The sequence below is a fragment of the Bauldia sp. genome, assembly GCF_020442045.1.
In the GTDB taxonomy this organism is placed as follows: domain Bacteria; phylum Pseudomonadota; class Alphaproteobacteria; order Rhizobiales; family Kaistiaceae; genus Bauldia.
Genome location: NZ_JAGRLA010000059.1, coordinates 64,180 through 74,593, shown reverse-complemented (window position 1 = coordinate 74,593; position 10,414 = coordinate 64,180). Strand labels below are relative to the sequence as shown.

General features: G+C 67.2%; 10 protein-coding genes. 3 read left to right on the top strand and 7 right to left on the bottom strand.

Features of this window, described 5'->3' with window-relative positions; all coding sequences use genetic code 11:
• The 3 genes from KDJ86_RS07100 to KDJ86_RS07090 form a co-directional block, all read left to right on the top strand.
• On the top strand, positions 1 to 771 hold a 771-nt coding region (locus KDJ86_RS07100; protein ID WP_291744363.1), incomplete at its 5' end, for a dihydroxyacetone kinase subunit DhaK.
• A 2-nt stretch (positions 772 to 773) separates the two neighbouring features.
• A complete protein-coding gene (locus tag KDJ86_RS07095; RefSeq protein WP_291744362.1) occupies positions 774 to 1,388 on the top strand; it encodes a DAK2 domain-containing protein in 615 nt (204 codons plus the stop codon).
• A 68-nt stretch (positions 1,389 to 1,456) separates the two neighbouring features.
• Positions 1,457 to 2,650, top strand: a complete 1,194-nt coding sequence (locus KDJ86_RS07090) for an enolase C-terminal domain-like protein (protein WP_291744360.1) — start codon at positions 1,457 to 1,459, stop codon at positions 2,648 to 2,650.
• A gap of 49 nt (positions 2,651 to 2,699) precedes the next feature.
• Here the strand turns inward: KDJ86_RS07090 and KDJ86_RS07085 are convergent, their stop codons facing one another.
• From KDJ86_RS07085 to tkt, 7 genes are read right to left on the bottom strand one after another with little or no spacing between them, the layout of a single operon-like run.
• Positions 2,700 to 3,422 (bottom strand): ROK family protein, encoded by a 723-nt coding sequence (locus KDJ86_RS07085; RefSeq protein WP_291744358.1) that lies wholly within the window; start codon positions 3,420 to 3,422, stop codon positions 2,700 to 2,702.
• Entirely contained in the window at positions 3,415 to 4,113 is a 699-nt protein-coding gene (pgl, locus tag KDJ86_RS07080; RefSeq protein ID WP_291744356.1) for a 6-phosphogluconolactonase, read from the bottom strand. The genes KDJ86_RS07085 and pgl overlap by 8 nt, the downstream gene beginning before the upstream one ends.
• A complete protein-coding gene (locus KDJ86_RS07075; RefSeq protein WP_291744354.1) occupies positions 4,114 to 4,704 on the bottom strand; it encodes a histidine phosphatase family protein in 591 nt (196 codons plus the stop codon).
• Between the two features lie 21 nt (positions 4,705 to 4,725).
• Entirely contained in the window at positions 4,726 to 6,102 is a 1,377-nt protein-coding gene (zwf, locus tag KDJ86_RS07070; RefSeq protein WP_291744352.1) for a glucose-6-phosphate dehydrogenase, read from the bottom strand.
• Between the two features lie 43 nt (positions 6,103 to 6,145).
• Entirely contained in the window at positions 6,146 to 7,159 is a 1,014-nt protein-coding gene (gene gnd, locus KDJ86_RS07065; protein WP_291744350.1) for a phosphogluconate dehydrogenase (NAD(+)-dependent, decarboxylating), read from the bottom strand.
• Positions 7,160 to 7,212: 53 nt separating this feature from the next.
• A complete protein-coding gene (gene tal, locus KDJ86_RS07060) occupies positions 7,213 to 8,292 on the bottom strand; it encodes a transaldolase (RefSeq protein ID WP_291744348.1) in 1,080 nt (359 codons plus the stop codon).
• A gap of 9 nt (positions 8,293 to 8,301) precedes the next feature.
• On the bottom strand, positions 8,302 to 10,332 hold the full coding sequence (gene tkt / locus KDJ86_RS07055) for a transketolase (RefSeq protein WP_291744346.1): 2,031 nt from the start codon (positions 10,330 to 10,332) through the stop codon (positions 8,302 to 8,304).
• Positions 10,333 to 10,414 lie beyond the last annotated feature (82 nt).

The window sequence follows — 10,414 nt, the reverse complement described above, 5'->3', positions numbered from 1 at the left end:
GCGGTCGGCGATGTCTTCGCCTCGCCCTCGGCGGACGACATGGCGATCGCGATGCGCGCGGCAGACGGCGGCGCCGGCGTCCTCCGTCTCTACGGCAACTATGGCGGCGACGTGATGAATTTCGACATGGCCGGCGAGCTCGTCGAGCTGGACGGGATTTCGAGCACGACCGTGCTCGTCGCCGACGATATCGCCAGCGCCGCGAAGGAAGAGCGCGAGAAGCGGCGCGGCGTGGCCGGCATGGTCTATTGCTTCAAGATGGCCGGAGCGGCGGCGGAGGAAGGAAGCGATCTTGCCGAGGTGACGCGGATCGCCCAGAAGGCGGCCGACGCCTGCCATTCCATGGGGATCGCGCTCGGGCCATGCATCGTGCCCCAGGCCGGCAGGCCGACCTTCACCATCGGCGAAGACGAAATGGAAATCGGCATGGGGATTCACGGCGAGCCTGGCGTCAGCGTCGGCAAGCTGGAAAGCGCCAACTCGGTGGCCGATACGCTGGTCGACGCGATCGCCGCGGATGGCGACTTCACCGGCGAGGTTTCCGTGCTGGTCAACAGCCTCGGCGCCACGCCGCTCGAGGAGCTCTACATTCTCTATGCGCGCATTGCCGATCGTCTCGAGGGGCTTGGCCTGAAGGTCGTCATGCCGCTGGTCGGGCGCTATGCCACCTCGATGGAAATGAGCGGGGCGTCGGTGACGATCGTCCAGCTCGACGACGAGCTGAAGCGCCTTCTCGCCGCGCCGGCCGAGTGCGCTTTCTGGAGGGTCTGATCGTGCCGCTCACCGTCGACACCATCCGTTTCGCGATCGATCGCATCTCGAAAGCGCTCGAGACCGAGGCGCCGGGGCTCACCGAAATCGACGGCACGCTCGGCGATGGTGACCTGGGGATCACCCTCGACAAGGCCTTCCGCGCCCTCTCGGCTCTGTCGCCCGAGCTTCCCGACACGCTCGGGCAGGCCTTCGGCAAATGCGCCGGGGAGGTGAACAAGGCGTCGAGCTCGAGCTACGGGACCTTGATGGCGACGGCGCTGCTCGCCAGCGGCAAATTCGTTGGTCCGCAGCCGGAAATGCCCTGGGAGAAGATGTCCGAGCTCGGCGCGACGGTTCTTGCCGCGCTTCAGGCGCGCGGGCGCGCATCGCTCGGCGACAAGACAGTGCTCGACACGGTCAACGCGGTCGTCGAGGCGACGGCCGGCGAAAGCGATCCCGACGCGATGCTCGCCGCCGCGCGTGCGCGGGTTGCCGAGGTGCTCGACGAGTTCCGGGACAAGCCGAACAAGATCGGCCGTGCCCGGATATTCGCGGAGCGCAGCATCGGGCTCGACGATCCCGGCATGGTCGCCTTCTCCGTGATGATCAATGCGCTCGCGGACCAGCCTGGCTAGCGCCCGGTGGTTGCCCCCTCGACACCCTGACCCACTGAATTTCGACCTTCCGGACAGGAGATTGTTTCGTGTCAGACCGTATTTCCCGCGTTGATTTGATCCGCTTTGCCTTCGACACGGACGGGCTGGGGCTGCCATCGGAGGGTACGGCCGGCGTTGGCAATGTCATCGCCAAGAAGGGGAGCAGCATCTCGAGCCAGCGCTGGGCGGTCCGCATCGAGACCGCGGAGGGTGCCCGCGGCGGATACGTCACCCACTGGATCGGCACGCCGGCATCCTTCGCCCAGGCGGCGATGCTCGCGCCGCGTCTCATCGGCTGCGATCCCGACCAGCGCGAGATGATCTGGCAGGACCTCAAGCGGGAGGTCCGCGCCTACGACCACATGGGCCACGGACCGATCGATATCGCTCTGTGGGATCTGCAGGCCAGGCGTCTCGGCACCTCGGTCGCCGCCATGGTCGGCGCCTTCCGTACCCGGCTGCCGACCTATGCCAGCACCTATCACGGACAGGACGAGCCGGGCGGCCTCGATACCCCCGAGGCCTTCGCCGACTACGCGGTCGCCTGCAAGGAGCATGGCTTCGCCGCCTTCAAGATTCACGGCTGGCACGATGGCGACGTGAAGCGCGAGACGAAGAACCTGCTCGGCGTGCGCAAGGCGGTCGGCGACGGCTTTCCGCTGATGATCGATCCGGCCTCGGAGCTGAGAACCTGGCTCGACGCGCTGGCGGTCGGCCAGGCCTGCGACGAAGCCGGCTATGTCTGGTACGAGGATCCCTATCGCGATACCGGCGGCGCGATCGAGGGCCATAAGCGGCTTCGCGAGCGGCTCAGGACGCCGCTGCTGGTCTGCGAGCATGTGCGCGGCATCGAGGCGAAGGCGGCCTTTATCATCGCCGGCGGCGGCGACATCATCCACGCCGATCCCGAATACGACATGGGGATCACCGGCGCGCTCAAGATCGCCCATTTCTGCCAGGCGCTCGGCCTCGACGTCCAGTATCACGCCTGCGGGCCGGCGCATCGCGTGGTGATGGCGGCGACCCCCAATACCCGCTTCTACGAGATGGCGCTGGTCGGCCCGGATATGCCGAATGTCGTGCCGCCGGTCTATGGCGCGGGCTATTCCGACCAGCCCGATGCGGTCGGCAAGGACGGCTGCGTGCCGGTGCCGGACGGGCCCGGCCTCGGTGTCGAATATGACTGGGATTTCATCGAGCGGAACGCCACCGATACGCTCACCTTCGGTGCGTCAGGCTAGGGCCAGGGACGGAGGCGGGGCATCGTCGTCCCCTTCACGCCGCCCCCGGCTAGACGGCGATCCCGTTCTTCTCCCAAAGGCGGAAGCCGCCCTTGAAGGCGTTGGCGTTGTCGCCGCGGCGACTGCCCGGCGGCAGCTTGTCGAGGAGGCGGACATTGCCGCCGCCGATGACGACATAGTCCGGTTCGGTCGCCGCCTTCAGCCGCTCGACCACGGCGAAGACCGCGTGCCGCCATTTCTTCTTGCCGAGGCGTTTCAGCCCCGCTTCCCCGACATAGTCCTCGAAGGTGCGGTGCTTCTTGTAGGGGAGATGCGCGAGTTCCATCGGCTGTGCCACCTTGTCGACGATCAGCGCGGTGCCGAGACCGGTGCCGAGACCGAGAAAGAGCATCCGCCCGCCCTCGTAGCTGCCGACCGCCTGCATCAGCGCGTCGTTGACGACCTTGACCGGGCAGCCGAAGGCGGTCTGGAAATCGAAGCCGACCCAACCCTTGCCGAGGTGGGCCGGTTCGAGCAGGGGCCGGTTATGCAGCACCGGGCCGGGATAGCCCATCGCCACGACGTCATAGTCCCAGCCCTCGGCGAGCTTCCTGACGTCGGCGACCATTTGCCCGGCGGTCATCTCCGGACCGGAATCGACCTGGCGCTTGATGCGCCGGCCGCTCGCCAGGATCTTGACATGGGTGCCGCCGATATCGATCGCCAGCACCTTCGGCGAGGCGCTTGATGCCCTCGTCCTTGCCGTCGATCGCGTGGTCGTTGCCCTAGCCATTGTCATTCCCTCCAGTCGCCGCGGCGTCCGCCATAACCACGATGTTCGACGCCGTCAGCCGGCCCGCCGGGATCGCGGGATCGCGGCGCCGCAGCTTCGCCAATGCGTCGACTTTCTCCGCTCCGGTGATCACGAAGAGGATTTCCGCCGCGTTGTCGAGCACCGGGTAGGTCAGCGTCATGCGCGGATGCCCCTGATAGGGGCGCGTGGTCGCGACCCACCGGTCGCCGACGGCGAGGACCGGATCGTCCGGAACCAGCGATGCGGTGTGGCCGTCGGGCCCGAGGCCGAGATGGACGAGGTCGAGACGCGGCGGCGAGCCGGCGACCGCCTCGAGTGAACGGGCATAGTCGGCGGCGCCGGCGCCGAGATCCGGATTCTCTACCGGCATGGCGTGAATGTTGGCCTCCGGCATCGGGACCCGCGAGAGCAGGCTCTGCCTGAGATGCATCAGGTTGCGGTCGGGGCTGTCGGCCGCGGCGACCCGTTCATCCACCTGGAAGAGCTCGATCTTGCCCCAGGGCAGGTCTTCGCCGGACAGCACCGCGAGCATGATCCACGGCGTATGGCCGCCGCTCACCGCGAAGGTGAACCGGTCCCGGGCGGCAATCGCCTCGCGCGCCGCCGCGGCAATCCTTTCCGCGCTTCTCTGCGCCACGGTGCGGGCGTCGTTGAAGACCTCGACCTGCATCTATACCTCGATCAGATGGCTGTTCTGGTTCCACCGCTGGATCACGTGGTAGTCGTGCTCGAAACCGAGGACGCTGACCGTTGCCGTGCCGAGCGCGAAGAACTGGCCATCGGCCGGCGGCAGCCCCAGCCAGCAGGCGGTGAGGACCCGCAGGATATGGCCGTGGGCGAAAAGCGCCACGTCGCCGTCGGCGGCCAGCGCCTTGGCGATGATCCGCCGCGCCCTTTCGCCGACATGCTCGACCGTCTCGCCATCCGGTACGCCGTCCTTCCAGAGCACCCAGCCGGGTCTCTGCTTATGGATGTCGACGGTGCGGCGGCCTTCGTAATTCCCATAGTCCCATTCCATCAGGTCGTCGTCGATCCGCGCGCCATTGGCGTAGCCGGCGAGGCGGCAGGTCTCGACGGCGCGGATCAGCGGGCTCGACAGGACGAGCGCGAAGGGACGGCCGCGCAGGCGCCTGCCGATGGCGCGGGCGCGGGATTCGCCGGCCTTGTTGAGCGGCAGGTCGGTGCGCCCGGTATGCCGGCCCGACTTGCTCCAGTCGGTCTCGCCATGCCGGAAAAGCCAGAGTTCATGATGCTCGGCCACTGATCTGCCTCTGGTTCCCTGTCAGGGCTTGGGATTGATCCAGCCATGCGGCGGGACGATATCCTTCAGCGCTTCCTTCGGGCCCCAGGTGCCCGGCTTGTAGGGATGGACCGGTACCTTGTCGCCGAGGATCGGGTCGACGATCCGCCAGGCGATCTCGCTCGCGTCCTGGCGGGTGAAGAGCGAGTCGTCGCCGTCGAGGGCATCGCCGATCAGCCGGTCATAGGGCTCCATCTCATCCTTGACGTCGTCGCGGGCGATGAGCTCGAACTGCTCACCCTTCATCGCCTCGCCAGGTGCCTTCTTGCGCGATCCGATCGCGATGGCGACCTCCGGGCTGAGGCGGAAGCGAACGTAGTTCGACTGCCCGTCGAGATGCTCGCCGAAGGCGTCGAGCGGCGGACGATGGAGGCGGACGACCACCTCGGTGGCATGGACCGGCAGGTTCTTGCCGGCGCGGATGTAGAAGGGGACGCCCTGCCACCGCCAGGAATCGACGAAGAGGCGGACGGCGGCGAAGGTCTCGACCTGCGAATCCTTGGCGACCCCCGGCTCGTCGAGATAGCCCTCGAACTGGCCGCGGACGACATCGTGGACGTCGAGCGGCCGGATCGCCTTGAAGATCTTGACCTTCTCGTCGATCAGCCCGGCGTCGAAATCGCCGGCCGGCGCCTCCATCGCCAGGATGACGAGGACGTTCATCAGGTGGTTTTCGATCACGTCCCGGATACAGCCGACCTCGTCGTAGAAGTGGCCGCGCCCCTGGACGCCGAAATCCTCGGCCATGGTGACCTGGACGCTCTCGACGTAGTTACGGTTCCAGATCGGCTCCAGATAGGAATTCGCGAAGCGGAAATAGAGCAGGTTCTGGACCGCTTCCTTGCCGAGGTAGTGATCGATCCGGAAGATCGACTTTTCATCGAAGGCGAGGTGGAGGATGCGGTTCAGCCACTGGGCCGAGGACAGGTCCCGGCCGAAGGGCTTCTCGACCATCAATCGCGCGCCGGTGGCGCAGTCCGACTGCTGCAGCCCCTGCACCACCGTCTCGAACATGCTTGGTGGGATGGCCAGGTAGTGGAGCGGGCGCCCGGCGCCTTCGAGCGCTTCCCTCAGCCGTACGAAGGTCGAGGAGTCGCGGTAGTCGCCGCTGACATAGCGGAGCAGGCCGGCGAGCTTCTTGAAGACCTTGTCGTCGACCGATCCCTTGTCCTTCTCGATGCCGTCACGGGCACGCTCGATCAACTGGTCGAGCGTCCAGTCGTCGAAGGCGACGCCGACGACGGGCACGTCGAGCATGCCTCGCCGCACCATCGAATAGAGCGACGGAAAGATCTTCTTGTGGGCGAGGTCGCCGGTCGCGCCGAACAGCACCAGGGCGTCGGATTTGAGTGGGGTCATCGATTCTCGCTGCCAGTCTGTTGCGGGGGTGTCCCGTGCGGCGTCAGGCCTTCTTCTCGAGATGGCCGCCGAACTCGAAGCGCATCGCCGACATCAGCTTGTCGGCGAAATCGGCCTCGCCGCGCGACGAGAAGCGCGAATAGAGCGCGGAAGACAGGACCGGCGCCGGCACGGCCTCGTCGATCGCCGCCTTGATCGTCCAGCGGCCTTCGCCGGAATCGGAAACGCGGCCGGCGAAGTTGGCGAGCTTCGGGTCCTCGATCAGCGCCTGGGCGGTGAGGTCGAGCAGCCATGAGCCGATCACGCTGCCGCGCCGCCAGACCTCGGCGACGTCCGGGATGTTGAGGTCGAACTGGTAGTATTCGGGATCGCGCAGCGGCGTGGTCTCGGCGTCGACGTCGTGCTTGCGCTTGCCGATATTGGCACTCTCGAGGATGTTCAGGCCCTCGGCATAGGCGGCCATGATGCCGTATTCGATGCCGTTATGGACCATCTTGACGAAGTGGCCGGCGCCGCTCGGGCCGCAATGCAGGTAGCCGTGCTCGGCGGTGCCGCCGACCTTGTCGCGGCCGGGCGTGCGCGGCGCCGAGTCGATCTTCGGAGCGAGTGACGCGAAGACCGCGTCGAGATGCTGCACCGCTTCATCGGGGCCGCCGATCATCTGGCAGAAGCCGCGCTCGAGGCCCCAGACGCCACCGCTGGTCCCGACATCGACATAATGGACGCCGCTCGGCGCCAGACGTTTGGCGCGGTCGATATCGTCGCGATAATAGGAGTTGCCGCCGTCGACGATCATGTCGCCCTTTTCCATCAGGCCGGAAAGCTGGCCGAGCGTCTCCTCGACGACGCCGGCCGGGACCATCATCCATGCGGCGCGGGGCCTGGTCAGCTTGGAGACGAAATCCTCCATCGACGTCGCGCCGATGGCGCCTTCGCCGGCGAGCTGCTTGACCGCGTCGGGGCTGACGTCGAAGACGACGCATTCATGTCCGTCGCGCATCAGCCGGCGGACCATGTTGGCGCCCATCCGGCCGAGTCCGATCATCCCGAGTTGCATGGTCTCAATTTCCTTCCGGTTCGAATGGTCGTTGGTCGGCGGTTCGGCCGCCGTCAGGCGGCGAGCGCCGAGACCTTGGCCTCGATGCTGTCGAGAAGCTGCTTGAAGGAGCCGTCGAAGGAATCGCGGCCCTCGATCTGCAGTCGAGCCGCCAGCGCGCCGACGTCGAGCCCGGCCTTGGCGATCGTCGCGATCGTTTCCTCGGCGTCGCCGCCGTCCGGCGACAACGCGCCGTCCAGCTTGCCGTGATCGCCGAAGGCGAGCAGCGTCGCCTCGGGCATGGTGTTGACCGTGTTGCCGGCGGCAAGCGCGGTCACGTAGAAGGTGTCCGGAATCCGCGGGTCCTTGGCGCTGGTGCTGGCGAACAGCAACCGCTGCGGCGCGGCGCCGGCGGCGGCAAGCTTCTTCCAGCGATCGGATTCGAGGAGATCGCAATAGGCCTTGAAGCTTTGCTTGCCGATCGCGACGCCGAGTTTGTTATGCAGCTCCTCCGGCAGCGTCTTCGACGCCGCGACATCCCAGCGCGAGATGAACAGCGAGGCGACCGAATGGACGTTCAGGTCCTGCCCGGCCGCCGCCCGGCGCTCCAGGCCGCGCATGAAGGCCTCGGCCGAGTCGACATAGTGCTCGCGCGAGAAGAGCAGGGTGACGTTGATCGAGATGCCGGCGGCGGTCAGTTCCTCGATCGCAACGAGCCCCGCCTGGGTGCCCGGCACCTTGATGAAGACGTTCGGCCGCGCCGCCTGGGCGTGCAGGCGCTTGGCCTGGGCGATCGTTCCCTCGGCGTCGTCGGCCAGCGTCGGTGACACTTCCAGCGACACGAAGCCGTCGATGCCGCCGGTGGCGTCGTGGATCGGCCGGAACAGGTCGGCGGCCGCGGTGATGTCCTCCAGGGCGATCTCGAAGAACAGCTCCTCGGTCGAGAGCCCCCGGCCGATCCGGCTGCGGATCGCCTGGTCGTAGTCGGCGCTGCCGGCGATCGCGTGCTGGAAGATGGTCGGATTGGAGGTCAGGCCGGTGACCGAAAGGTCGGAAATATAGCGGGCGAGCGTGCCGCTATCGAGAAGTTCGCGACGGATGTTGTCGAGCCAGATGCTTTGTCCGAGATCGTGCAGTTCCTTCAGGGCATTCATGGTTTCACCTCATGGCTTGTCGAGGAGACGCGAGACGCGGTCCGCGACCGCTTCGGGCGTGATCCCGAGCTTCTGATACAGGATGTCCGCCGGGGCGGAAGCGCCGAAGCGGGTCAGGCCGACGACGTCGTCGGCGAACTCATACCAACTATAGGGCGCGGCCGCCTCGACGGCGACCGTCGGCATGTCCGGCGGCAAGACCTTGTTACGCTCCGCCGCGGGCCGGTCGCGGAAGATCTCCACACAGGGCATCGAGACGACGCGCGCGCCGATACCCTTCTTGGCCAGCAGGTCGCGCGCTCCAAGTGCGACTTCCACCTCGGAACCGGTGGCGATGATCGCCGCGGCGTCGCCCGGCGCGACGACCGTGGCGCCCTTGCCGACATCGACGGCGGCGGCATCGAGGGTCGGCAGGCCCTGCCGCGACAGGACCATGACCGTCGGTCCGGCATGGGCGAGAGCCTCCGCCCAGGCCTGCGCGGCTTCGTTGGCGTCGGCGGGGCGGATGACCCGGAGACCCGGGGTCGCCCGCATGCTCGCCAGATGCTCGATCGGCTGGTGGGTCGGTCCGTCCTCGCCAAGGCCGATCGAATCGTGGGTGAAGACGAAGACCACCGGCAGCTGCATCATCGCGGCGAGGCGGATCGGCTCGACCATATAGTCGCGGAACGACAGGAAGGTCGAGCAGAACGGCCGTATGCCGCCATGGGCGGCCATGCCGTTGCAGATCGCGCCCATCGCATGTTCGCGGATGCCGAAGTGGATGTTGCGGCCGGAATAGTCGCCCTGGTTGACGTCGCCCGATCCGCTGACGGCCGTGTGGGTCGAGGGCAGGACGTCGGCGGTTCCGCCGGCGAGTTCCGGCACCCTCGGGGCGAAGGCGTTGAGCGCCTTGCCGCCGGAGACGCGTGTCGCGACCCGTTCGCCCGGCTGGAAGACCGGCAGCGCATCGCGCCATCCCCGCGGCAGGGCGCCCGACATCACCCGGTCGAACTCGGCGGCTTCCTCCGGCTGGTCGGCGCGATAGCGCGCCATCAGGTCCTGCCAGCCGGCGTGCGACGTCGCCCGCTCGGCGACCTGGTCGCGCCAGTCGGCATAGACCGCGTCCGGTATTTCGAAGGGGGGATACGCCCAGCCCAGCTTCTCGCGCGTCTTGGCGACATTCTCCTCGCCGAGCGGCGAGCCGTGTGCCTTCGCGGTATCCTGGACCGGTGAGCCGTAGCCGATATGGCTGTGGACGAGGACAAGGCTCGGCCGCTCGGTCTCGGCTTCGGCGCTCGCGATCGCCTTGTCGATCGCCGCGAGGTCGTTGACGTCGGCGGCGTCGGCGACATGCCAGCCATAGGCATCGAAACGCTCCGCGACATTCTCGACGAATTCCTCGTCGGCCTGGCCTTCGAGGGTGACGTGATTGGTGTCGAAGAACACGGTCAGCTTGCCGAGCGCCAGGTGGAGTCGGCCGGCGAGGGACGACGCTTCGCTGGTCATGCCCTCCATCATATCGCCTTCGCCGCAGAAGGCCCATGTACGGTGGTTGACGATCTCGAGGCCCGGCCGGTTGAAGCGCGCGGCGAGCATCTTCTCGGCAAGCGCCATGCCGATGGCGTTGACGAAGCCCTGGCCGAGCGGACCGGTGGTGATCTCGACGCCCGGCGTCATGCCGCGCTCGGGATGGCCGGGCGTCCGCGACCCCCACTGGCGAAACTGCCTGAGGTCGTCGATGGAAAGGTCGTAGCCGGACAGATGCAGGCTGGCATAGAGCAGCATCGACGCATGTCCACCCGACAGGACGAAGCGGTCACGATCCGGCCAGTCCGGCGCGGCGGGATCATGCCGCAGGTAACGGGTGAAGAGGCGATAGGCGAGCGGCGCGAGTCCCATCGGGGTCCCCGGATGGCCGGAATTGGCGCGCTCGATGGCGTCGACGGCGAGGAAGCGGATGGCGTTGATCGCGTCGCCCTGGGCCTCGGCCGGACCCGGGACATCCGAGGCCTTGTTCACGACAACGAGGTCTTCGCGAAGGTCGGATTGATCGGTCATTGTCTCGCTCTCCCTCGCGCCTGCCTCGTTCGGCGGCGGATTCCTCCCCGGAGATCCGTGTATTTGACAGTCTGCCGGCCCG

Bases quoted from the DNA above. Each gene is read 5' to 3' on its own strand.
- KDJ86_RS07085 (WP_291744358.1), bottom strand. From the start codon at position 3,422: ATGGCTAGGGCAACGACCACGCGATCGACGGCAAGGACGAGGGCATCA.
- tkt (WP_291744346.1), bottom strand. From the start codon at position 10,332: ATGACCGATCAATCCGACCTTCGCGAAGACCTCGTTGTCGTGAACAAG.
- gnd (WP_291744350.1), bottom strand. From the start codon at position 7,159: ATGCAACTCGGGATGATCGGACTCGGCCGGATGGGCGCCAACATGGTC.
- zwf (WP_291744352.1), bottom strand. From the start codon at position 6,102: ATGACCCCACTCAAATCCGACGCCCTGGTGCTGTTCGGCGCGACCGGC.
- pgl (WP_291744356.1), bottom strand. From the start codon at position 4,113: ATGCAGGTCGAGGTCTTCAACGACGCCCGCACCGTGGCGCAGAGAAGC.
- tal (WP_291744348.1), bottom strand. From the start codon at position 8,292: ATGAATGCCCTGAAGGAACTGCACGATCTCGGACAAAGCATCTGGCTC.